Consider the following 22,220-nt stretch of genomic DNA (forward strand, 5'->3'; position numbering starts at 1 on the left):
TGCAGCGAAGGTTGCGCGACGGTTTCAGACACTACTTCCCTAACCCGTTCGACTTCTGGGGCGACCTTATCGGCGCAGCCTGTGTCTTTGTGCTGCCCGCCGCCCCCTTACTTTGGAGCCTTTTGCAATGAGCGCGATTGACTTTGAATTGATCCAATTCCCCCAGCACAGACTTGCGGGTGAGCTGACAAAACACGCCGCCGACTACGCGCGATGCCGGCTGGCACTGCAACAAGCGATTACAGCCCATCAAGAGGCCCGAGCCCTTGGAAGCGGTGACACCGGGGCGCTTGCTGATGCGGTGGATAGCGCCGCAGAAGCGGTTAGTACGGCCCAAGAACGCGTCGCCGACCTTGTCGCCCACCTAAATGGTCGCGGTTCTTTGGAGTGCCTCGCCGACCTTCTGAAACTCGAAACCAGCGGGCGTCCCTTATGCCCGGCGCGCTGACCCATGCAGGCCATGCGGCCCAGGTGAAGCGCCGCAACCTCATCGGCCATGTCGCACAGAACGACAGGTCCAAAAATCCAACTTTGAGCTATGATGGAGCATCCCCAATGACCCCACCTACCTGGCAGAAAACCCACACCCTGCCCGTAGATGATATTCAGGTAGAGGAACGGTTGCGCACCGCCTCTGAGACAGCGGTTGCAAGCATTGTGTCTTCTATTCAAGAGGTTGGCAGCATCCTGCAACCGCTCCTGGTCCGCCGTGTCAAAGGCGGCTATCGTCTACTGGATGGTCTGCACCGCTTAACTGCCGCAAAAGAGGCAGGATTGGCCGAGGTGCCGGTCAAAGTCAGCGAGTGCACCAACGATCAGGCGATCCGTATTGAGGTGGATGCCAATGTGGCCGGCGCACCATTGACGCCGCTGGATATGGCGGTGTTTCTGGCCGCACACAAAGAGCTATACGAGCGCGAAAACCCCGAAACCAAGCGAGGCAGCGCGGGCGGGCGGGTCAAAAATGATGTGCTAACTGACAAAATGTCAGTTAGCAGTTTTGCCGCCAACGCTGCTGAGGTGTTCGGCAAGGGTGAACGCCAGATTTTTCGCCTTATCAGTGTCGGCGAAAAGCTCTCACCTAGTGAAATCGCCCAGCTCCGGGACGCCCCGCAAAAGGTCCAATTCAAAGACCTAGAGCATATTGCAAAATGCGGAGAACAAGCGGACAGGTCCGCCATCTGCGCTGCCTTAGGCGATGGAACTGCCAAATCCGCTAAAGAGGTTTTGGACCGGAAAAAAGCCCCAGGTGCTGCGCTTAAAACACCGGTTGAGCAACAGTTTTCAAAGCTGGCAGACGCGTTCATCCGCGCCAGCAAAGAAGCGCGCCGCCAGTTTGTCGCGCAGTATGGCGACGTCTTGGTCGAGTTGATCGAAGATGCCAAAGTCGGGGCACAGGTATGACAACGCCCGTCTCGCCAAAACAGGAATGGTGGTCTGTGGCTGAGCTGGCTGCTGCCCGCCTGCCCGGCATTCCTGGCACTGCTCGGGGGGTGACTGCAAAAGCCGACCGTGAAGGCTGGCGGGACGTGCCCGGTGCGATCAAACGCAAGGTCGGTCGCGGCGGTGGTTTACTCTATCATTGGTCAGTGCTGCCGCTGGCCGCACGTACTAAGCTGATCAAGCATGACGCCAGCCGCCCGGTTGAAAAGCTCGACCGTAACAGCGCCTGGGCCGCCTATGCAGCCCTGCCCCAGAAATCCAAAGATGAGGCCGCGCGCCGCCTGGACGCGATCACCAAGGTTGAACTGCTTCACACCAGCGGTGCGGGCCATGTTCACGCCGTCGACACTGTCGCCGCCGAAATCGGGTCCAGTACCCGGACGATCTATAACTGGATCGACCTTGTCGCCGGTGCAACACCAGAGGACCGGCTTGCATTCGTCGCGCCCAAAGCACCGAAAAAACGCACCCAACAGGCAGATCGTGCCGCCTATCAGCCGTTTATGGATTGGCTCAAGAGCGCTTGGCTGCGTCCAGAACGCCCAACGTTTGCGCAATGCTACCGCATGGCCGAGCGCCAAGCGGGCCAGATGGGATGGCCCATCCCGATTGAGAAGACCGCAAAGCGCTGGGTAGATGCCGAGGTGCCACGCACAACGCAAGTCTATCTCCGCGAGGGCGTTAATGGGCTGATGCGCTGCTACCCCGCCCAAACTCGCGACCGGTCGAGCCTCCATGCGCTGGAAGCTGTCAACGCCGATTGTCACAAGATCGACGTCTTTGTCGAATGGCCCGACGGCACCGTCAACCGCCCCCAAATCGTTGCGTTTCAAGACCTCTATTCCGGCAAGTTTTTGTCCTGGCGCGTGGATCACGACCCGAACAAAGTCATGGTTATGGCGGCATTCGGTGAATTGGTCGACAACTGGGGCATTCCAAAACGATGCCTGTTCGACAACGGGCGCGAATTTGCCAACAAATGGATGACAGCAGGCGCGCCAACCCGGTTTCGTTTCAAAGTCCGGGAAGACGATCCAATCGGTGTTTTGCCCTTGCTCGGCATCGACATGCACTGGGCCACCCCGGCCCACGGCCAGGCGAAACCCATTGAACGCGCGTTCCGCGATCTGGCCAGTGATGTGGCCAAGGATGTGCGCTTTGCAGGCGCCTATGTCGGCAACCGGCCCGACGCCAAACCGGAAAACTACGGTAGCCGAGCAATCAAGGCCGCTGAGTTTCTGGAAGTCCTGGCGGAAGGTATAGCCGAACACAACGCCCGCACGGGTCGCCGATCCGATACCGCCAAGGGCCGGTCCTTTGACGAGACATTTGCCGAAAGCTATGCGACCGCGCCGATTATCAAGGCGACCGAAGAACAACGGCACCTTTGGTTGATGGGCCAGGCAGACGGGAAATTGCACAAAGACAGCGGCAAGCTCACCCTGCACGGCAATGTCTACCATTGCGATTGGATGAGCCAGGAAGCGGGTCGCAAAGTGATCATCCGCTTCGATCCCGAAGACCTGCACAGCGGCGTACATCTTTCAGCGCTCGACGGCCAATATTTGGGCTTTGCCGAATGCCAGCAGAAGGTTGGTTTCTTCGATCTGGACGGCGCGCGGTCTACAGCCCGCCGCAACCGCCAGATCGTCAAAGCGGAAAAAGCCCTGGCAGAGCTGCAACGGCCCATACCGGTCGAACAACTTGCCGCCGATATGACCAACTCTGCCCCGTCGCCATCTGAGACCCTGGCAGATCTGGAGGCCAAAGTGGTGAAGCCGGTGTTCCGCAAACCCGCTGCGGTCACCACGTTCCGCGATCACATGGACCCGGCGGCGGACCGCGAACAAGAGGCACTTATCTTGCAGATGGGAGCCAAGACCCCAGCCAAACCAGAACCGCAGAACAGTGGGTTCTCGGTGGCCGACAGCCCCGAGGAGCGGTTCCGCCAGGCCGAAGACATCGCACAGCGACAGCGGCAGGGGAACCCTGTTGGTGAAGCCGAAGCCGGTTGGCTGGAGGGGTTTTTAGAACACGCTGAATACAAGGCATATTCGGCAATTTTCGGAGATTTCGGCAGCAACAGCGCCGGATAAGAAAACCGCCGCCCGGCTGGCCCCGAGGCGACGGTCAATATTGAGTAGGAGCAAACTATGTCACAGCTTATCGAGGTCGGCAATAGCATCCAGCCGCTGACCAATGTCGCGAAACTGGCAACGCTGGTGAACCAGTTGCAGGACCGTGCCTTTGGCGTCCCCGGCCTCGCGGTTTTCTATAGCCACCCCGGCTACGGCAAGACCTTTGGGGCCATCTACTGCGCGTCAAAATTCGACGTGATCCATATCTCCATGCAGGCGGACTGGACCAAGAAAACACTACTGTCCCGTCTGCTCGGAGAGTTGAGCGTGTCAGCCCATAAAACGATTCCAGACATGGCCCTGCAAGCCTGTGAAGCTTTGGCGTTGAATGGCCGTACATTGGTTGTGGACGAAGCCGACTATGCGCTCAATCGCGGTGTCATTGAGCTGATCCGTGACCTGCATGACGGATCTGACACGCCGGTGGTTATGATCGGCAACGAGAGCTTCCCTCAGAAATTGAAGCAATTCCCGGTCATTGACAGCCGAGTGTTGAGCTATGTCGCCGCGCAACCGGCGTCCCTGAAAGACGCCCGCCTGCTGGCGAATATCTACGCGGCAGGCGTTGAGATCCGTGACGATCTGCTGGGGTCTATCATCGAACGCAACACCGGCAACCCGCGCCTGATGGTGGTGAACATTGCCCAGGTCAAAGAAGAGGCCATCAAGCTTGGCCTGAAATCCATGGGGGCTGATGAGTGGGGCGGTATTGAGTTCATGGCCAACGAGGCCCCAGCTCCGCGCCGGGGGCTGAAATGGTGAACGCAGTGGCCAACAACCGCGCTGAACAGGAAATCCTTGATTACATCAGCACCCGCCTGCGTTTCACCCATGCAGAGATCGCAACCTACTGCGGCGCCAGCGAGTGGACCCGTCAAAACTACCTGCGCGCACTCCAGCGCCAAGGTGTGGTGCGCGAATGCGGCAAGGACGGGTACGCCACCTGTTATACTGTCTTCGATCCCGAGGAAGCCCGGCAGTTTGAAGCCGATGGCAACCAGCATGAACGGGATACAGAACGGTCCAAAGCCCGTCTTGCATCGCTGATCGCCTCCATGAATGAAAACGGCGCGCGCAATTTGGAGCTACCGAGTGCCGAGCCGCGTTCGCCTGAAGAAAAGCAGATCTGGAAGTATATCAACGACCTTGCCTATTTCACTGCAAAGGATCTGAAAACCGTCTGCGCATCGGAGACTATCAGAACGCGGTTCTTCCAGCGCCTTAAGCAAGCTCAAGCCGTACGGGTGTTCGGGCGCGGCAACGGTGAAACCTTCTATACAACCAAGCTGCCAAGTGAGGTTCGTGACAGTTCCAAGAGCAAACGCGACAGCCTGGAAGGCATCATGTGGACGGCTATTCGTCGGCAAAAGCGCTTTCGCCCCATCGACTTATACGCAGCCCTTATACCGGCGCGGCCTGATGTGTCGAAGAAAGGCATTCTGGCCTATTGCCGCACCCTGCGGCTGGCTGGATACCTGCGCGCCGCCGCCAACAATCGTGGCCTGGGCGAGGAAACGCCCCTGCGGCTCATCAAAGATAGCGGCCCCCTACCCCCTGTGAAGCGGAGCATGACGGTGGTCGTGGACAGCAACGACGAAAAGATCGTCTACGCACCCGGAGGGCGTCTGTGATGAGCGACCGCCTGATCCTTGCCCAAGATGGTTGGGGCGAGGCCCTGCCGGAGTGGGTCGCCGTCTTAATCGCCGAATGCGACCGCACTTCGCAAAACGTGGTCGCAAAGCAGCTCGGCGTAAGTGCCACCGTCGTCAGCCAAGCAATCCGCAACCGGTATGCCGGAAATATGGTCCGCATTGAATCTACGGTGCGTGATGTCTTCATGAACGCACCGGTCCAATGCCCGGCATTACAGGTGGAAATTGCGAGTGCGGCTTGCCTCGACCATCGCCGCCGCGCTGAGACCTGGTCCCACTCCAACCCATTTCGCGTCCGCATGACCCGCGCCTGTCGCGCCTGCCCGAAATTCACAAAAACAGAAGGCGAAACATGATCACTCCGCACCCTTTTTGCCGCCCGACACCTGAGAAGGTGCGCGCCGCTGTGAATGACCTCGTATCAGGCGCGCACGATCCCATTGGCATCGCCGACGCGCTGGCAGAAGCCATCATGATCAAGGATCCGGTTCACGCAGGTATCGTCCTACGCAGCCTGGCCGACGTGCCGGACCCAGAGGGCGCATAGCCCGACCTGAACCCAAGCCCCCAGAAAGAAAGCAATTGCAATGACCCAAACCCAAACCTACCCCCTCGAACGAGCAGACATCCCCGACGGCATCGTTGAGGCCAATGGCAACAAATACATGACCGACGCAAAGGGCAAACTGGTTCCACTGGAAACGGTCAACGCCCGCGACAAACTCCAGGACGAAACCGTCCGCAAGATCATCAGCTATGCCCTGCCGCTGCGTAGCCAAGTCGCCCGTTTCAAAGCCCATACTGGCCGCGACGTCACCGATTTGCAGGCCCTGCTGGCTCAGGAATACGGCGCACAGCTTGGCGGTGCTAAGGGTAATATGACCCTGACCTCTTTTGACGGTCTGTTCAAAATCACCGTTTCCGTCGCCGATAAGATCGACTTTGGCCCGGAATTGCAGGTGGCCAAGCAACTGCTGGACGAATGCCTGAACGAATGGTCCGCAGATGCCCCGGCAGAACTGCGCGCCATCGTCACCCGTGCGTTCAACACCGAGAAGCCCGGCCAGATCAATCGCGGTGAGGTGATGATGCTCTTGCGGCTGGACATCACCGATGAGCGCTGGAAACGGGCAATGACGGCCATCAAAGACGCCATGCGCGTTGTCGGCACCGCCAGCTATACGCGTTGCTACCAACGGCCCAGCGTTGATGCGCCCTGGGAACATATCACGATTGACTTGGCCAAGGCATAGGAGCGCGTCCGATGGCAATGACCCAATCCGAAATCCAAACCGCGCTGCACAGTGCATTCAGCAGCTATGCCACCAAAATGCGGCGCGCCAATCTGGTCCTGGGCAATAGCCTGGTCGTTCTGCGGCGTGAGGCGGATATTGCCAAGATCGCGCCTGAAGCATTCGACGCGATGGCCCGCGAGGAAATGAACCAAGCCGACAAGCGGATGCGGGACGATGCAGCCCGGCATCCCGTTGCCGCCCCGATAGCCGAGGCTGTGTGATGAGCCGCGCCCTGCAACAGAAGATCCACATCGGCTGTCGTCAGCTTGGCATGGACAGCGATGCACGGCGCGGCCTGCAACTGGCCGTCACGGGCAAAACGTCGATGAAAGACATGACCGAAGCCGAATTAAAAAGCGTTTTAAAGCGCCTTAAAAACGATGGTTTCAAACCTGCGACAGCCAGGAACCACCGCCATAAGAAAGCCCCCCGTGCTGATCTGCGTTTGGTCCATGTCCTTTGGCGCAAGCTCGGTGAGGCCGACGCGTTGCGTGACCCTAGCCGCAAGGGGTTGAACACATTCATCCGCAAACGATTTGGCTCCGCTTGGCAGTCGGTGCCCGCTGACGTTGATATGCTCCGCGATCATGATCAGATCGACCAGGTCATTCAGGCGTTGAAGTCTTGGGGCCACCGCCAGGACATCGACTTTGATTGGTCAGACCATCAGCGATGAGCCACAATTTCCGCCCATATCTGCCCGGTGTTCTGTCCTACATCGCCGAGGAAATCAGCCTTGATCTGGCCGTGCGCCTGGCAGAGGCAAAGGGCGGGCGTGAGGTCTATATCTCGAACAAGGCAGGCTCCAGCCTTGCGGAACTGCTGGGCGCAGAGGATGCCCTTCGCCTTTACAAACTACTCGGCGGCGGCAAACTGGTTGTCCCCGCCGGAAACTTTGGCGGTCAAGCCGGGCGCCGCCAGCGGATCGCCATGTTGCTGGGCCAAGGCAAAAGTCACTCGGTGGTCGCCGCCGAGGTTGACGTGACCCTGCGAACCGTCGAGCGTGTCGCGGCCAGTCTGCGCAGACGCAACGACGATCAAGGCGACTTTTTCATCTAGTATTGCATTGCCCCCGACACCCGGCGGGACGGCAATCACCCAACGTCACAGGTAGTTTTGTCTTACACAGACGGAGCCACCGGCCATGCCATCAGTCCAAACTATTGCAGAGGAAATCGTCGCGCGCGAAGGCGGGTTCGTAAATGATCCCGCCGACCCCGGCGGCGCAACCAATTACGGCGTCACCATCCATACGATGCGCCGTCTGGGATTGGACCTTGACCATGACGGCGATGTTGACGTGTTGGATGTGCGCGCTTTGAGCCGCGCGCAGGCCGTTGAAATTTTCATCCGGCATTATTTCACAAGACCCCGGATCGACCTGTTGCCGCAGGCGCTGCAAGCCAGTGTTTTTGACATGCAGGTCAATGCCGGTGCTAATGCCATAAAGATCCTCCAACGCCTGTTGGCGGGCTTTCAAGAACCGGTCGCAGTCGATGGCGCGCTCGGCCCAAAGACCGCCGCAGCAGCCCACCGGACCTATGAAAAGGCCGGGGACTATCTGGTCGATGCCTACGGTATTGCCCGCCGGGACTACTATCTGCGCCTCGCTGACCGTCGGCCTGCATCCCGTAAATTTGCCCGGACCCGTGCGGGCGGCAAAGGCGGCTGGATCAAGCGCGCCGAGGAATTCATTTCGCCCCGCTACCACCTGAGCGAAACCGCTTTCCGGCAACGGACAGCAGCATGGGGGTGAACGCTCCGGGCAATTGGCAGGTTCCGCAGTTCACGCATCGGTTTGGCTGCGACTTAGGAGGCAAGATATGCAGTTATTGAAGTGGCTCTTTGGCGGTGGTCGCAATGTGATCGCTGAAACAGCGGGCGTATTTCGCCCCAATGCTGAGGCGAGCGCACAGCGCGACGCCGCTTACGTGCAATCCGCGCTGTCCCAACATGGCGCCGAGTTCAACCGACCCGCCCTCGGGCGTTTTGATCGGTTTATGGATGGCATGAACCGCCTGCCGCGCCCTCTGATGGTGATCGCCACTTTTGCCCTCTTTGCCTCGGCCATGTTCGACCCTCTTTGGTTTGCTGCCCGGATGCAGGGGCTTGCCCTGGTGCCGGATCCGCTCTGGTGGCTGGCAGGAACAATCGTCGCCTTCTATTTCGGTGGGCGGTTTCAGGTGAAGTCGCAGCAGTTCCGCCAGTCGCTGAACCAGGGCACCGCGTTGTTGCCGCAGGTTCTGGAAAACATCAGCGCAATCGACGCTCTACGACATGACACGCCCGGCGCCGCTGAGGGCGGCGTGGCGGGCGATGACATCGCTAAGGCGCAGCCGAAAGGGGAAAATCAAGCCGTGATCGACTGGTGGGAAGCGGGGCAGAAACGGTGACCCTGGATCTTGAGACCATTCTAAAGCTGACCAATCTCGGAATTTCGGTCTGCGCCATCATCTACACGTTCTTCGCCACCCGTCAGAAAGACACCGACGAACGGTTCAAGGAAGGGTCCAAGCGGATGGACCGCCACGAAAACCGTATCGCGGCACTTGAGCAGACGGTGCAGATCCTCCCCGGCACGGGCGACATTCACGCCCTGCAATTGGAGCTGGTCAAACAGACAGGATCGCTGGCTGAAATCCGCGCTGTGATGGACGGCAACGCCAAGATTATGGCCCGACTTGAAACCATCGTCAGCCGACACGAAGACCATCTAATCGGGACCTAAGAGACCATGAGCGCATACCAAGACACCCTCTCCAAACACCGTCGCCTGACAATTCTAAAATTCCTGTCAGACAGCCCGGAATATACGTCCAACGCATCCATCCTCGTGGACGTCTGCAATAGCTACGGCGTAGCTACCACCCGCGACCAGGTCATGGGGGAGCTGGACTGGCTGAGCGAACAGGGCTTGGCCAGTGTCACTGACAACGGGCTATTCCGCATTGCCACTGCGACCAGTCGCGGTGTTGAGGTCGCCGAAGGCAAAGCGCGCCATTCAGGCGTCCAACGCCCCCGGCCTGGGCCGTAACCATGCCCCCACCCCGCAAGATCGACCTACTGCCAAGCGAGATGCGCCATTGGCTGCAAGATGAGCTGAAAGCGCGTGGTTTCTCTGACTATGAGGATGTCACCGAGGCGCTGAATTTTCGCCTTGAAGACGCCGGGCTGGAAATGCGGATCGGCAAGTCCGCCGTTCACGCCTACGGGCAGGAGTTTCGCGACTACGCCAAGATGCAGGAACAGGCCCAAGACGAGATCCGCGCCTTTCTTGAAGAAGCCAGCCTGCAAGATGAGGTCGACGTCACCTCGGCCCTGTTCCAGCAGCTCACAACGATTCAATGGCGGTTGCAGATGGCGATGGCCAATCCCGATCAGCTTCCCGATCCGCGCGGGCTGAAGGATCTGACCACGGCCCTCAACAATCTAATCCGCAGCACCTCGCTGCGTGATGAAATCGCCAAGGCCGAACGCGACGCAATGGCGCGCAAACTGGATGAGGCGGTGGAAGCCGGAGACGTGGAAAAAGAGGCCGCGCAGAAGGCCCGCGAAATCATGGGGTTTGTCTGATGAGCGATATGGCAATTGGAACTGTTGTCCTGGTCGGTGACTACAATTGGCGCAAGGGGCCGATGTGGCCCTCAATAGCTGCGCTGTTCTTCGGGCGGCGCCAGAGGTTCGTCCACCTTGGAATGCGCTGCACAATCGCGTGGTACAAAGAACAGCCCTACCTGATTGCAATGCGTGAGGCGCCCGAGGCCAAAAATGGCGGTTAGCGTTGGGCCGGTCATTGACTTCCTGCCCTACCAGAAGGCGTGGATCGCCGACACATCCCGTTTTAAAATTGGCATGTTCACCAGGCGGGGCGGCAAGACGTTCGGCTCAGGCGGCGAAATCGTAGGCGACTGCGTTGATGCCGAGATTGAAGGGCGCAAAACGCGTTGGACGATCCTGTCACGATCAGAGGCAACCGCCAAAGAGGCTATTGAAGACGCCGTAAAACCCATGACTGAGGGCTATTACGCGGCCCTCTCCACCTTGGCGCGCAAGGGTCGGCCAGAGTTTTCCGAGGAAGATTTCCACGTCCCGGCCCACAAACGCGAGGTCGTCCAGAACGGCGCAACCCATCTGATTGATGTTGAGGCGGCAACCTACAAGGCGCAGGAAGTCCGATTTCCGGGTGGTTCACGCGTCACAGCGATTTCCGCCTCACCTGACGCAGCCCGTGGCTTTGGCGGCAACATGCTGTTTGACGAGTTTGCCTTTCACGCCGACAGCCGCCGGATCTGGGGATCGGCTTTTCCAGTCGCCGCGCGCGGTGGCCATAAGATCCGGGTGATCAGCACCCCCAATGGCAAGGGCAACAAGTTCCATGAGCTGATGACCACGCTCAACAATGGGTTTTCCAAACACCACGTCGATATCTACGAGGCGGTCAAACAGGGGCTGGACGTTGATATCGACGAATTGCGCGCCGGTATGTCCGACGAAGACGCCTGGGCACAAGAATTTGAGCTGAAATGGCTGGACGCGGCCTCAGCCTGGCTGGACTACGATCTGATTTCATCCTGCGAAGATGTGCGCGCCGGTCACCCTGCGCTCTATCGTGGCGGGCTTTGCTACGTCGGCGTGGATATCGCGGCACGAAACGACCTCTTTGTGATCTGGGTGATGGAACTGGTCGAAGGTCAGTTGATCACCCGCGAAGTTGTTGCCGAGCGCCGTATCAGCTTCGCGCGGCAGGACCAGCTTTTAGCAGATGTGTTCCGCCGCTACCGGGTGGCGCGCTGCTGCATGGATCAGACCGGCATGGGCGAAAAGCCGGTGGAAGATGCCAAGCGTAATCACGGCGAGGACCGTGTTCTCGGCGTGTTGTTCAGCGCGCCGGTTAAGCTGGATCTGGCCACCGGTATGAAAGACCGCTTTCAGGATCGCTCAATGTTGATCCCCGAAGGCGACCCCAAGCTGCGCGCGGATCTTCATGCCATCAAATCTGTGACCGGCCCCACGGGCATCCGGCGCCTCGTCGCGGACACCGACACCGACGGCCACGCCGACCGCTTCTGGGCAGCAGCCCTGGCCTGCGAAGCCGCAGAAACCGAATACCAGCCGCTGGTCTATCGCCCCGTCGCACCAGGCGGCGACAAACACACAAAACGGCTCATCAACCTGACCGCAGGTTTTAATGCCAGAAAAGGAATTTGGTGATGACACCCCGCTTGCTTGATGCCTATGGGCGCCCGATCAAACTCCAGAGCCTGACGCAGCGGGTGCCCGAACCGGGAATCACATCCATCCGCAACGCATGGGCACCCTCTGTTGCACTTGGTCTGACACCGCAGCGCCTGTCGCGGATCCTGCTGGCGGCCAATGAGGGCAATATTCAGGATTATCTTGTTCTGGCTGAAGAAATGGAGGAGCGAGACCAGCACTATGGTTCGGTTCTGGGCATCCGAAAGCGCGCGATTTCAGGGGTTGATCCCGTTGTCACTCCGGCCTCCGGTGACCCGCAGGACGAAAAAATCGCCGATGCCGTCCGCGAAAACATTGCAGAGCATGACGGGTTTTCCGACCTGATTGAGGATATGCTGGACGCGCTCGGAAAGGGGTTCTCCCAAACGGAAATCATCTGGGACCGGAGCAAGACAGAATGGTGGGTCAAAGAGTTCTTACATCACGACCCTAGGTTCTTCACTGTAGACCGCGAAACAGGTCGTAAGATCCGAATGTTGGACGAGCGGGATATGATCGACGGGGTCGAGCTGGAGCCGTTCAAGTGGATTTCCCACCAAGCCAAACTGAAGTCCGGTCTGCCGATCCGGGGCGGTCTGGCCCGGCTCGTGTCCTTTGGCTGGATGTGCAAAGCCTATACGGTGAAAGACTGGATGGCCTTTGCAGAAACCTACGGTCTGCCCTTGCGTGTTGGGAAATATGGGCCAAGTGCCACGCCCGACGACGTCGAGGTGCTCTTTCAAGCTGTTGCCAATATCGGCACCGACGCAGCGGCAGTCATCCCAGAGGCCATGAAAATTGAATTTGTGCAGGCCATGAGCGGTAGCGCCAGTGCCGAGGTGTTTGAAAGCCTTGCCCGCTGGGTCGATGAACAGACATCAAAGGCCGTGCTCGGCCAGACCATGACCTCAGACAATGGCTCATCTATGGCCCAGGCCGAGGTGCATAATGACGTCCGCCACGACGTTGCCAAGGCCGATGCCAAATCTGTCACCACAACTCTGAACCGGGATCTGGTGAAGCCCTATGTAGATCTGCATTTTGGGGTCCAGAAGCGATATCCACGCCTGGTGATCACGATTGACGAGATCGAAGACGTAGACATGATCCTGCGGCACACCGCTGAGATGGTGGATCGGGGCGTCCGGGTGCGCCAGTCCGAGGTGCGCGGTAAGCTTGGCTATTCTGAACCCGATGCGGGTGATGAGATCCTGACGCCGTCACGGGCGAAATCCAACGCCGCAGATGCAAAGCCGCCAGCGCCGCCCACAGAAACCGCCACCAACCGGTCTGAAACCTCAACAGCTGCAAGCAATCCCTACGCGCCGCTGGACGATTTGGAGGCCGAACTGGCAGAAGATTGGGAGGCGATCATGGGACCAGTTATTGCCCCGGTTCTGGAACTTCTGGAAACCGCCACCTCCTATGAGGATGCGCTTGCGACACTGGCAGATGCGTTCCCCAAAATGGACACCCGGCCGTTGCTCGACAGCCTGGTTAAATCCGCCGTGAAATCCCGCGCCCTGGGAGACATCAGCGATGGCTGAGTTTCGCGACCGGCCCGGCTACAGCTTCAATCCCGGCGCGCCGCCTGAGGTGGCGGATTTTTTCCGCAATAAGGCCACGCGCCCCAGCTTCAGTTTTCGCGATGTTGAGCCTGAAGAGCACGCCGTCGCCTTCACCGTGGCCAAGGCCATGCAGGTCGATGTCCTGCAAACCATCCGCGACGAGCTGCAAGCGGCCCTGGACAAGGGCATTCCCTTTGAGGAGTTCCAGAAGACTTTGACCCCACGCCTGCGCCGCATGGGCTGGTGGGGTGTCAAAGAACAGGTGGATCCGCTTACCGGTGATGTGAAGAAAGTGCGCCTTGGATCGCCCCGCCGTCTCAAGACCATCTATCGCGCCAATATGCGCTCGGCCCGCGCGGCCGGCCAATGGCAACGCATCCAGCGCAGCAAGCGCGCCCTGCCCTATCTGGTCTATCTGCTCGGCCCCAGCGTTCGCCACCGGCCCAGCCACGCGGCCCGAAGCGGCATGGTGCTGCCGGTCGATGATCCGGCTTGGCAGGTTTGGTATCCGCCCAATGGCTTTGGTTGCAAATGCCATGTTCGCCAGCTCACCCGCCGCGAAGCTGAAGAAATCGGCATCAGTGAAAACCCCGACACCCCCAGCCGCGAGGTATTCAATCCGCGTACCGGCGAGCTGAAGGAAATCCCGGTTGGCATCGACCCCGGATGGGAAAGCAATCCCGGCCTCTACCGCCAACGCCGCATGGCCGATTTCCTGCAAGACAAACTGAACGCCGCAGATCCGGCCATCGCCCACGCCGCCGCCCGCGATACAGCAACAAGCTGGCGTGTGCGCCGCATCCATGACGGTTCGGCCACCGGATCGGCCCCTGTCGCCATGCTGCCGCAGGCGCTGGCAGACCGGATCGGCGCCAGAACCCGCGTGGTGCAGTTCTCCGATTACACAGCCGAGAAGACCCGGCGCAAACATGGTGAGGCCACCGCCGACCAGTTCAGACGCGTTGCGGAGCTGCTGGAAACCGGCGCCGTGGCTCATGAGGTATCAGGCACCGGAACCGAAAGCCTGATCTTTGAAGGACAAGGCGCCAAGCGCTGGCGGCTGGTTCTGAAGCGCACTGTGGCCGGGGATGAGATCTTCCTGAGCACATTCCACCGCAGTACACCCGCCAAATGGGCAAAGCTGCTGCGCGGAAAAACCGTAACCATAGTGAGGGAGTGACGCGCGTGGAGGGGCGGAAATTCCCTCGCGGCTCAAGACCGGCTTCCCTAGGCTCACGCGCATCACAAAGATAGCAATCAGGTATGAAATTTTCAATACTGGCCCGAATAGTGCCTGCGAGCCGCTGATCGCCCCGACCTCATGCTGCGAGGATCGTTTTTAAAGGGGGGTTAAAGGGGGTAGAAAGGGGTGGAACGGGTTTTCGGGCGGCATCATGCGAGATCAGCCGTTACGCCCTTCTAAGCCCCCTCTTTCGCCACCCCCGTTCTGACCCTCGATCTTGCCCCCGACACCTGCCAGGGCTGAGTAGTGCGGCACGGCGGGGCATTGTGGCCTCATGACACAGGCCACCTCCATAACCACCATCGCGCTAGCACTGAACGCCGAGGGCGACAGCGTACCCGATTGGATCCAGCTCACGCCACCCGGCCCGCACCTGACGGGCCGTGACGGGCGCCAATGGCGGCTGACCAATCCCGACGCGGTGGTCGCTGAATTTGCGCGCAACCGTGCTGACCTCCCCGTTGATTTTGAACATGCCACCCAAGTGAAGGGCGCAAAGGGCGATGCCGCCCCTGCGGTCGGCTGGATCAAGGAGCTGGATGCGCGCAACGGGGCGATCTGGGGGCGCGTTGAATGGAATGACGCAGGCCGCAATTCCATCGCGTCGAAAGGATACCGCTATGTGAGCCCCGTTTTCACCTTCACCAAGGCGGCCAAGGAAATCAGCAAGATGATTTCGGCGGGCCTGACCAACCAACCCAACCTGGAACTAGCCGCCCTGAACACTGAAGAGCATCAGGGTGGCGCTGATGAGGTACTGCCGATGAACAAGGCGATCCTTGAGGCCCTCGGCCTGCCGGAAAACGCGTCCGATCTGGATGTGGTGACGGCGATCAACAAAATGAAAACCGATGAGGCGACCGCCCGCAATCGGGCCGAAAACCCTGACAGCGGCAAATTCGTCCCGCGCGCCGATTACGATCTGGCAATGAACAAACTCAGCACCTTTGAAATTGCTGAGAAAGAACGCCAGGACGAAGCGATCAACACCGCCGTCGGCGCCGCCATTGAGGCGGGTAAAATTGCGCCAAGCAGCCGCGACTACCATGTAGCGGCCTGCCGCTCTGAGGGCGGGCTGGAGAAATTCCAGCAACTGGTCGAGGCCAGCCCCGTCATCGCCGCAGACAGCGAACTGCGCGACAAGACCCCCACGGCCCAAAACAAGGCGCTGTCGCCCGACGAGCTGGCAATCTGCCGCCAGATGGGCCTCACCCCTGAAGACTTCCACGCGGCGCAAGCTGAAACCGAGGAGAGCTGATCATGGCTGCAATTACCCCAGCGGTGCTGTCGGCACTTTGGACAGGCGCCAAAAAGAACTTCAATGATGGCTATGAGGCGATGGCCAACCAGTCCTTTTACAAGGACGTCTGCACCATCGTGAATTCCAATGATGATCGCGAGACCTACGACTGGTTGGGCGATGCGCCGGAAATGCGGGAATGGATCGGCGACCGGGTGGTCAAAGATATCAAGTCGCACGGCTACCAGATCATCAACCAGGAATTTGAGACAACCATCGGCGTCAAGGCCAAGGACATCAAGAACGACAAGCTGGGCACCTACGGTCCCCGTTTCCGCCGCCTTGGTGAAGCCGCCGCCCGCAAGCCCGACCAGATGGTCCGCGATCTGATCATCAACGGAGCAAGCCAGACCTGCTATGACGGCCAGTACTTCTTTGACACTGACCACCCGGTTTATGCTGGGCATGACGGCACTGGCGCGGTGACAACCGTTTCCAACATGACCGATGGCGCCGGGTCGCCCTGGTATATGCTGGATCTGAATTCAGTCCTGCGCCCGTTCATTTTCCAAGAGCGCGAAAAGGTCAGCCTCATTGGCAAGGAAGACCCCAAGACCAGCGACCATGTGTTCATGCGTAACCAGTACCTCTACGGCGCCGACGCCTACTGGGCGGCTGGTTATGGCTTCTGGCAAATGGCGCATATGTCCAAGGCCGAACTGAACGGTGACAATTTTGATGCCGCCTTTGAGACCATGATGGGCGTGACCGGTGACGGCGGGCGCGAGTTGGGCCTGATGCCCTCGCACATCATGGTGGGCCGGTCCAACCGCTCCAAGGCCAACAAGGTCGTCAAGATGATGCTCGGCGACGGCGGCGCATCCAACCCCAACTACAACGAGGTCAAGGTTCTGGTGAACCCCTGGCTGCCTTAAAGGAGGGCCGCGCTATGACATCCAAGAGCTACACAATTTCGGGCGTACCCAAAGAGGGGTTTTGCCGCTGCGGCACCTTCTTTCCCAACGCGGGCATCCTGGTCAACGCCAAGGATTTCGACGCCGACCAATGGCGCCGCCTGAAGGCGGAGCCGAACCTGCGGGTGGCGCTGGCCGAGGCTGACCCAGCTTCAGACGCAGCAGCGCGCGACGCCCAGATCCGCGAGGCCATCAAAAGCCTCAGCCCCGAGGATTTCCAGAAGGACGGCAAGCCGAAAATAGACGCCTTGTTCGACCTTCTGGGCGATGACCTGGGCAAGATCACCACCGCCGAGCGCAACGCGGCCTGGGACGCACTTACCAGTGGCGGGTTTGAAACCCCAGCCGCCACTGCACCGGCTTAAACCGGGGGGCGATGATCCGACGCGGCCACGGGGTGCTGCATCGGGGAGCCTCTTGCCCCGACGACTTATCCAAGACCAGTAACCGAAGGTGACCTGATGGCCTACGCCACTCAGACAGATATCGTGACGCTCTATTCGCAAGACGCGCTCTATGTGGCGGATCGCAACGGCGACGGCGTACCCGACGAGGCCGCCATTGCCCGCGCCTTGCAAACGGCGGGTGATGAGATCGACAGCTATCTGGGCGTCCGGTTCAGCTTGCCGCTGGAGACCGTGCCCGGCCTCTTGGTTCAGTTCAGCGTGGATATCGCTCTTTACCGGCTCGCGCTGTCCAGCGACGTGCTGTCGGACGAACACCGCACCCGCTACGAGGACGCCCAGAAACACCTGAAGGACATCGCGCGCGGCACCGCCACATTAAACACAGGCGCGCCGCAATCCGGCGACGGAGACGATCCTGTTGCCCCCGCCCGCCCCCGTCCGGTGGTTACGGTCGGCCCGGAGCGCGAGTTCACCCGTGACAAGATGCGGGGGCTTTGATCCATGGCCGGTGTTGCTGCAACTCTCACATCCTCGGGCCTGACCGAAGCCATTGCCAAGGTCCGCCGCCTTGAGGGCTTTCGCCTGGCCGAACTGGCAGATGATGCCGGGGCGGTTCTGGAAAGCTCTACCCGGCGCCGGTTTGACACTGCCGTCGCCCCCGACGGCGACCGTTGGGCGCCCTGGTCAGAAAGCTATGACGAAACCCGCGACCATGACGTGCATTCGCTTTTGGTGGATGAGGGGGATTTGCGGGACAGCATCGCCAGCTATGCCAGCGAGAGCGAGGTCCAGGTCGGCTCCAATCTTGTCTATGCCGCCCACCACCAGATCGGCGGCGATGAAATCGACAGCGGCATTCCGGCCCGGCCCTACCTTGGCGTCTCTGATGAGGATGAGCTGGACTTGCACGACCTCCTCACAGTGACGCTGGAGGATCTGTTGCAATGAGCGATCCGAACAACGTTCTGTCTGAACTGCCCGCCCACATCTGCAGCCGGTTCAACGCCCTATTGCCGGATCTTCGCGAGTGTACGCCGCATGAGGGCAAGTACTCCCTTGATGACCTGAAACGCGAAGGCATTCCCGCGCCTGCCGTGAAGGTGTCATGTCTCGGCGCAAAGCAGGATCAAACCTATGCAGGGGCACCGGCAACCTTTCTGCTGTTGATGGCAGCATATGTGGTCACCCGTGACGGCCTCGGCATCAGTCGCGATATTCTTGCCGCCCGGATCTGCCAGACGCTGCTGGCCGCCATCCCCGAACAGACTTGGGGCCTGGACGGCATCGGCCCCGCCCGAACCACGGCAATGCACACGTTGATATCGACCAAGGTCAAATCAAAAGCGGTTTCCCTTTGGGCGGTCACCTGGCTTCAGCCCATCAGCTTTTTTCAGCCCGTGCCGCGTTCTTTGGGCGTGGAGCTGCATGTCGGCATCGCGCCCAAGGTCGGCGCGGATCATGTCGATGACTATGAACACGTTGGAGGCTCTGACGATGAGTGAACACCTCGCAGAAGCAGACCGCCGCATTGAAAACTTGCTGATGATCGGAAAGGTCATTGCGGTTGATGCGGCCTCAGGCCGGGCGCGCGTCCAATGCGGTGAGATTGAGACTGACCTGATCCCCTGGATGGCACAGCGCGCCGCGAGCAGCCATTCGTGGTGGCCCTTGCAGACCGGCGAATGGGTGATGCTGGCCGCCCCATTCGGTGATCTGGCCCAGGCTGTCATTTTGGGCGCCCTGCCCACTGGAAAGAACCCGCCCCACGGAGCGCCAGACACATTCCGTCTCAGCTTTGAGGGCGGCTCATACATCGAAGCTGCGGGTGGCAATATCACCATCAAAGCGATTGGTGAGCTGTTCCTGCAAGGCGCCAAAGTAAGGATCAACTAATGCCAAAAGCAGCCCGTAAAACCGACACCTGCACCGGCCATGCCGATTTTCCATCCCGGCCCGCCACTGGCGGCAGCCCGAATGTGGACATCGAGGGCCTCGCCGCCCTGCGCCAGGGCGATAGCTGGGCAACCCACTGTAACCCCGACCTGCTCTGCCACGGTGCAAGCCAGGCGACAGGTTCATCGACCGTTTTTGTGAACGGCAAACCCTTGGCCCGTGTCGGCGATGCGGTGGGCTGCGGCTCATCCATCGCGACCGGCGCCGGAACTGTGATTGTAGGAGGCTAAGATGCCATTGAAACTGGACTATGTGACCACCGCAGACGGCTGGACCGCTGGTGAATGGCGCCCCAAAGGCGCGCCTTTGCAACTGACCGCCGCCCAGGCGCAATATGAGAATGTTGCCCTGGCGGATGAGGCCCCGAAACCCGCTGCCAAATCAGGCGCAAACAAGCCGGAGCGCGCCAAGTCGTGACCGGTATGAACCGACATAGCGGGCGGGCGTTACAGGGCGACGGGCATCTTGCCCAGTCGATACACGACATCCTGACCACCCCAAAGGGGTCAACGGTGATGCTCCGGGACTATGGCTCGGACCTGCCCTTCATCATCGACCAGCCCTTGAATGGGGACACCCTCATTGACGTCTACCAGGCCACTGCCGAGGCGCTGGCCCTCTGGGAGCCGCGCATCACGCTTGCACGGGTACAGGTCACCGAGGCGCGCCCCGGCTATGCGGTTCTGGAATTGAGCGACCCAGACGGCAACCTGTTGCCCTTGCCCGTGGATTTGTCACCGGAGGCCAGCCCATGAGCGGCTTTACCGCCATCGATCACAGCAAGCTTCCCGCGCCGGAAATCCTGCGCTCGGTTGGCTTTGACGTATTGTTCGCCGATATGAAGGCAGAGGCGATCCGCCTGGAGCCGGAGCTGGCGCCGTTCCTTCAGCTCGAAAGCGAGCCGGTCAGCAAACTGATCCGCGTCTTTGCCTACTACCGCCTGCTGGATCGTTTGGAGTTTAACGACGATGCGCGCGGCCTGCTGCTGGCCCTTTCAACGGGTGCAACACTGGACCACCTCGGTGTCTTCTGGGGCGTTGAGCGTCTGACCATTCAAGAGGCCGACGACAGCCCCATTCCACCGATACCTGAGCTGAAGGAACGCGACGAGGCATACCGCCATCGCATCCAGCTATCTATGGAAGGTCGCAGCACCGCCGGCCCGCGCGGCTCCTACATCTACTGGGCGCTGTCAGCAGCGGGCGGCATCAAAGACGTGGACGTGGCAGCACCCGCCTTTACGCGCCTGCAAATTGCGCCCGAACTGGCCGCGCAATTGCCTGACGGTGCCCTTGTGCTGGGCGTTCTGGATAATGCCGGTCTGGTGGACCCGATGCCGGGTGACGTGGCCATTACGGTATTGAGCCAAACCGGCGACGGCACCGCTTCAAACGAGGTTTTAAATGCCGTTGAAACCTCTGTGAACGCCGAAGACATCCGCCCGATCACCGACAACCCACGCCTGCGCAGCGCTGGTATTCCACGCTATCAGATCACCGCGGAATTGTTCCTGAAGGACGGCCCCGATCGCGCCTTGGTTTTGACCACCGCGCACGCCTCACTGGCTGATTACATCAACCGCAATCACCGGCTTGGCCACGACATCACGCGCGGCGCAATCTATGCCGCGCTGTTTGTCGAAGGTGTGCAGCGCGTGAATCTCATCAGCCCTGCCGCCGACATCGAGGTCGGAGACTGGCAAGCGGCCTATTGCGCGCCCGAAGACGTGTCCCTGACCGTTGGGGGGCAGCATGTCTGAACAACCATCCATCCTGCCACCAAACAGCACATCGCTGGAGCGGTCCTTGGAACGGCTGATCCAGAGCACACGCCCGGATCTGTCACCCGTTGCCACGCTGATGAACCCTGATACCTGCCCCGCCGATTTGCTGGGCTGGTTGGCTTGGGCGTTTTCCGTGGATGTTTGGGAGCCGTCCTGGGACGAGGCGACCAAACGCCGGGTGATCAAGGCCGCGCTCGAGGTTCACCGTCGCAAGGGCACGGTCACGGCACTGCGTCGCGTTTTGGAGGGTATCGTCGGTCAAATCAGCATTGCTGAACCGCGCAATGACCCGCGCCTTGCGCCCCATGCCTTCGCGCTGTCCCTTGCCCCCAATCAGGGGCTGCAAGCCGCCAGCTATGCGGAACTGATCCATGTTGTTGAAAGCGTGAAACCCGTGCGGTCACGCCTGAGCGCAATCCGCGTCACCCGATCCGCTGTGACCACGTTCTACAAGGCCACCGCCCTGCACAGCGGAACGCATCTGCGCGTCGGTATCCGCTTTGGCCTGAAGGTCGCGCCGACCCACCGGACCATCGGTGCGGCACTGCACCAGGTCAAGCGCACTGAGATCCGCCCGGCACGGCCCAGCATTGCCGTCGCACCTGCCCGGCTCATGCGCGGCACCGCCGCCCACATCACCGCCAAAACCACCATTCAACCGAGGTCAATCTGATGGCGAATTTTTCCGGCACAGTCACCACCGCCGCAGGCGACAACCTGCAAGCCAAGGCCCAGATCGGTCAGGCCCTGGAGTTTACCCGCGTTGCCCTGGGCGACGGCGCAGAACCGGCAGAGATCAAGCCACTGAATGCCCTGGTCAATGAACGGCTCTCGCTTGGCATCCAGTCGATGGAGGTTCTGGGCGATGGCACATCGCGCATCCGCGCCTTTGTCACCAATCAAGGGCTCGCCGTGGGGTTCTATATCCGCGAGCTGGGCGTGTTCGCCCGCGATCCGGCGACAGGAGTTGAGCAGCTCTATGGCTACACCCATGCCGCCGATACGCCGGATTTCATGCCCGCTGAAGGTGGCGCAACCGTCATTGAACAGACCTTTGATCTGATCACCATGATTGGCCAGGCCCAGAACGTCACGGCCCAGATCAATGAGCTGCTAACCCTAGCCACCAAACAAGACCTGGACGCGCTGGACCCCCGCTTGCTGCCCGAAGGCGCACCGAAACCGGGGGCTATGTTGCAAGGCGGCCCCGGCGGCAGCGCCCAATGGGTGCCGCGCTCTTCCGCCCTATCCGACGCCGAACACCTCGCCATGATTGCAGGAGCCTGACC

The 22,220-nt window shown here is 60.2% G+C and carries 33 protein-coding genes; all 33 read left to right on the plus strand.

All coding sequences use genetic code 11. The annotated features are described in order from the left end of the window. The first annotated feature begins 127 nt into the window (after window positions 1-127). A complete protein-coding gene (locus tag VXL81_RS16930) occupies window positions 128-448 on the plus strand; it encodes a hypothetical protein (RefSeq protein WP_416555298.1) in 321 nt (106 codons plus the stop codon). After that, complete coding sequence (locus VXL81_RS16935; RefSeq protein ID WP_416555300.1) at window positions 433-1,404, plus strand: ParB/RepB/Spo0J family partition protein; 972 nt, start codon at window positions 433-435, stop codon at window positions 1,402-1,404. The genes VXL81_RS16930 and VXL81_RS16935 overlap by 16 nt, the downstream gene beginning before the upstream one ends. Then, a complete protein-coding gene (locus VXL81_RS16940; RefSeq protein WP_416555302.1) occupies window positions 1,401-3,539 on the plus strand; it encodes a transposase domain-containing protein in 2,139 nt (712 codons plus the stop codon). Before VXL81_RS16935 ends, VXL81_RS16940 begins: the two co-directional genes overlap by 4 nt. 57 nt (window positions 3,540-3,596) lie before the next feature. After that, window positions 3,597-4,343 carry an AAA family ATPase gene (locus tag VXL81_RS16945; RefSeq protein ID WP_416555304.1) on the plus strand — a complete coding sequence of 249 codons (747 nt, stop codon included), beginning with the start codon at window positions 3,597-3,599 and terminating at the stop codon, window positions 4,341-4,343. Further along, window positions 4,337-5,212, plus strand: a complete 876-nt coding sequence (locus tag VXL81_RS16950) for a hypothetical protein (RefSeq protein WP_416555306.1) — start codon at window positions 4,337-4,339, stop codon at window positions 5,210-5,212. The genes VXL81_RS16945 and VXL81_RS16950 overlap by 7 nt, the downstream gene beginning before the upstream one ends. Next, window positions 5,212-5,589 carry a hypothetical protein gene (locus tag VXL81_RS16955; RefSeq protein WP_416555308.1) on the plus strand — a complete coding sequence of 126 codons (378 nt, stop codon included), beginning with the start codon at window positions 5,212-5,214 and terminating at the stop codon, window positions 5,587-5,589. The genes VXL81_RS16950 and VXL81_RS16955 overlap by 1 nt, the downstream gene beginning before the upstream one ends. 50 nt (window positions 5,590-5,639) lie before the next feature. Next, window positions 5,640-5,780 (plus strand): hypothetical protein, encoded by a 141-nt coding sequence (locus VXL81_RS16960; protein ID WP_416555310.1) that lies wholly within the window; start codon window positions 5,640-5,642, stop codon window positions 5,778-5,780. A 40-nt stretch (window positions 5,781-5,820) separates the two neighbouring features. Continuing rightward, a complete protein-coding gene (locus tag VXL81_RS16965; RefSeq protein WP_416555312.1) occupies window positions 5,821-6,486 on the plus strand; it encodes a DUF3164 family protein in 666 nt (221 codons plus the stop codon). Between the two features lie 11 nt (window positions 6,487-6,497). Then, complete coding sequence (locus tag VXL81_RS16970) at window positions 6,498-6,749, plus strand: hypothetical protein (RefSeq protein ID WP_416555314.1); 252 nt, start codon at window positions 6,498-6,500, stop codon at window positions 6,747-6,749. Then, window positions 6,749-7,204, plus strand: a complete 456-nt coding sequence (locus VXL81_RS16975; protein WP_416555316.1) for a gp16 family protein — start codon at window positions 6,749-6,751, stop codon at window positions 7,202-7,204. Before VXL81_RS16970 ends, VXL81_RS16975 begins: the two co-directional genes overlap by 1 nt. Next, entirely contained in the window at window positions 7,201-7,587 is a 387-nt protein-coding gene (locus VXL81_RS16980) for a hypothetical protein (RefSeq protein WP_416555318.1), read from the plus strand. Before VXL81_RS16975 ends, VXL81_RS16980 begins: the two co-directional genes overlap by 4 nt. 85 nt (window positions 7,588-7,672) lie before the next feature. After that, window positions 7,673-8,284, plus strand: a complete 612-nt coding sequence (locus tag VXL81_RS16985; RefSeq protein ID WP_416555320.1) for a holin-associated N-acetylmuramidase — start codon at window positions 7,673-7,675, stop codon at window positions 8,282-8,284. Between the two features lie 67 nt (window positions 8,285-8,351). Continuing rightward, the gene (locus VXL81_RS16990) at window positions 8,352-8,921 is read left to right on the plus strand and encodes a holin family protein (protein WP_416555322.1); all 570 of its coding nucleotides are present in this window, start codon (window positions 8,352-8,354) and stop codon (window positions 8,919-8,921) included. Continuing rightward, window positions 8,918-9,256 carry a DUF2730 family protein gene (locus VXL81_RS16995; RefSeq protein WP_036766944.1) on the plus strand — a complete coding sequence of 113 codons (339 nt, stop codon included), beginning with the start codon at window positions 8,918-8,920 and terminating at the stop codon, window positions 9,254-9,256. The genes VXL81_RS16990 and VXL81_RS16995 overlap by 4 nt, the downstream gene beginning before the upstream one ends. Window positions 9,257-9,262: 6 nt before the next feature. Further along, window positions 9,263-9,562: a hypothetical protein gene (locus tag VXL81_RS17000; protein ID WP_040170660.1), complete on the plus strand. Its 300-nt coding sequence runs from the start codon at window positions 9,263-9,265 to the stop codon at window positions 9,560-9,562. Between the two features lie 2 nt (window positions 9,563-9,564). Continuing rightward, window positions 9,565-10,101, plus strand: a complete 537-nt coding sequence (locus VXL81_RS17005) for a phage protein Gp27 family protein (RefSeq protein WP_040170659.1) — start codon at window positions 9,565-9,567, stop codon at window positions 10,099-10,101. Next, window positions 10,101-10,307, plus strand: coding sequence for a hypothetical protein (locus VXL81_RS17010; protein WP_096706368.1), 207 nt, complete (start codon window positions 10,101-10,103; stop codon window positions 10,305-10,307). Before VXL81_RS17005 ends, VXL81_RS17010 begins: the two co-directional genes overlap by 1 nt. Continuing rightward, window positions 10,297-11,739 carry a terminase large subunit domain-containing protein gene (locus VXL81_RS17015; RefSeq protein ID WP_416555324.1) on the plus strand — a complete coding sequence of 481 codons (1,443 nt, stop codon included), beginning with the start codon at window positions 10,297-10,299 and terminating at the stop codon, window positions 11,737-11,739. Before VXL81_RS17010 ends, VXL81_RS17015 begins: the two co-directional genes overlap by 11 nt. Then, the gene (locus VXL81_RS17020; protein WP_416555326.1) at window positions 11,739-13,310 is read left to right on the plus strand and encodes a DUF935 domain-containing protein; all 1,572 of its coding nucleotides are present in this window, start codon (window positions 11,739-11,741) and stop codon (window positions 13,308-13,310) included. Before VXL81_RS17015 ends, VXL81_RS17020 begins: the two co-directional genes overlap by 1 nt. Further along, window positions 13,303-14,511 carry a phage minor head protein gene (locus tag VXL81_RS17025; protein WP_416555328.1) on the plus strand — a complete coding sequence of 403 codons (1,209 nt, stop codon included), beginning with the start codon at window positions 13,303-13,305 and terminating at the stop codon, window positions 14,509-14,511. The genes VXL81_RS17020 and VXL81_RS17025 overlap by 8 nt, the downstream gene beginning before the upstream one ends. Window positions 14,512-14,848: 337 nt before the next feature. Continuing rightward, window positions 14,849-15,832: a phage protease gene (locus VXL81_RS17030; RefSeq protein ID WP_416555330.1), complete on the plus strand. Its 984-nt coding sequence runs from the start codon at window positions 14,849-14,851 to the stop codon at window positions 15,830-15,832. Window positions 15,833-15,834: 2 nt separating this feature from the next. Continuing rightward, window positions 15,835-16,749, plus strand: coding sequence for a Mu-like prophage major head subunit gpT family protein (locus VXL81_RS17035; protein WP_416555332.1), 915 nt, complete (start codon window positions 15,835-15,837; stop codon window positions 16,747-16,749). A gap of 14 nt (window positions 16,750-16,763) precedes the next feature. After that, window positions 16,764-17,153, plus strand: a complete 390-nt coding sequence (locus VXL81_RS17040; protein WP_416555334.1) for a hypothetical protein — start codon at window positions 16,764-16,766, stop codon at window positions 17,151-17,153. Between the two features lie 96 nt (window positions 17,154-17,249). Continuing rightward, window positions 17,250-17,693 carry a gp436 family protein gene (locus VXL81_RS17045; RefSeq protein WP_416555336.1) on the plus strand — a complete coding sequence of 148 codons (444 nt, stop codon included), beginning with the start codon at window positions 17,250-17,252 and terminating at the stop codon, window positions 17,691-17,693. A gap of 3 nt (window positions 17,694-17,696) precedes the next feature. Continuing rightward, a complete protein-coding gene (locus VXL81_RS17050) occupies window positions 17,697-18,143 on the plus strand; it encodes a phage virion morphogenesis protein (RefSeq protein ID WP_416555338.1) in 447 nt (148 codons plus the stop codon). Next, entirely contained in the window at window positions 18,140-18,697 is a 558-nt protein-coding gene (locus tag VXL81_RS17055) for a hypothetical protein (RefSeq protein WP_416555340.1), read from the plus strand. Before VXL81_RS17050 ends, VXL81_RS17055 begins: the two co-directional genes overlap by 4 nt. Continuing rightward, a complete protein-coding gene (locus VXL81_RS17060; protein WP_416555342.1) occupies window positions 18,690-19,088 on the plus strand; it encodes a phage baseplate assembly protein V in 399 nt (132 codons plus the stop codon). Before VXL81_RS17055 ends, VXL81_RS17060 begins: the two co-directional genes overlap by 8 nt. Beyond that, window positions 19,088-19,378: a PAAR domain-containing protein gene (locus tag VXL81_RS17065; protein WP_416555344.1), complete on the plus strand. Its 291-nt coding sequence runs from the start codon at window positions 19,088-19,090 to the stop codon at window positions 19,376-19,378. Before VXL81_RS17060 ends, VXL81_RS17065 begins: the two co-directional genes overlap by 1 nt. Before the next feature lies 1 nt (window position 19,379). Next, entirely contained in the window at window positions 19,380-19,565 is a 186-nt protein-coding gene (locus VXL81_RS17070; protein ID WP_416555346.1) for a hypothetical protein, read from the plus strand. Between the two features lie 5 nt (window positions 19,566-19,570). Further along, a complete protein-coding gene (locus VXL81_RS17075) occupies window positions 19,571-19,903 on the plus strand; it encodes a GPW/gp25 family protein (protein ID WP_416555348.1) in 333 nt (110 codons plus the stop codon). After that, window positions 19,900-20,907 (plus strand): baseplate assembly protein, encoded by a 1,008-nt coding sequence (locus VXL81_RS17080; RefSeq protein WP_416555350.1) that lies wholly within the window; start codon window positions 19,900-19,902, stop codon window positions 20,905-20,907. Before VXL81_RS17075 ends, VXL81_RS17080 begins: the two co-directional genes overlap by 4 nt. Beyond that, window positions 20,900-21,604, plus strand: coding sequence for a phage tail protein I (locus tag VXL81_RS17085; protein ID WP_416555352.1), 705 nt, complete (start codon window positions 20,900-20,902; stop codon window positions 21,602-21,604). Before VXL81_RS17080 ends, VXL81_RS17085 begins: the two co-directional genes overlap by 8 nt. After that, window positions 21,604-22,218 (plus strand): phage tail protein, encoded by a 615-nt coding sequence (locus VXL81_RS17090; RefSeq protein ID WP_416555354.1) that lies wholly within the window; start codon window positions 21,604-21,606, stop codon window positions 22,216-22,218. Before VXL81_RS17085 ends, VXL81_RS17090 begins: the two co-directional genes overlap by 1 nt. Window positions 22,219-22,220 lie beyond the last annotated feature (2 nt).

Source organism: Phaeobacter sp. JH204B, assembly GCF_048055755.1.
Lineage (GTDB): Bacteria > Pseudomonadota > Alphaproteobacteria > Rhodobacterales > Rhodobacteraceae > Phaeobacter > Phaeobacter bryozoorum.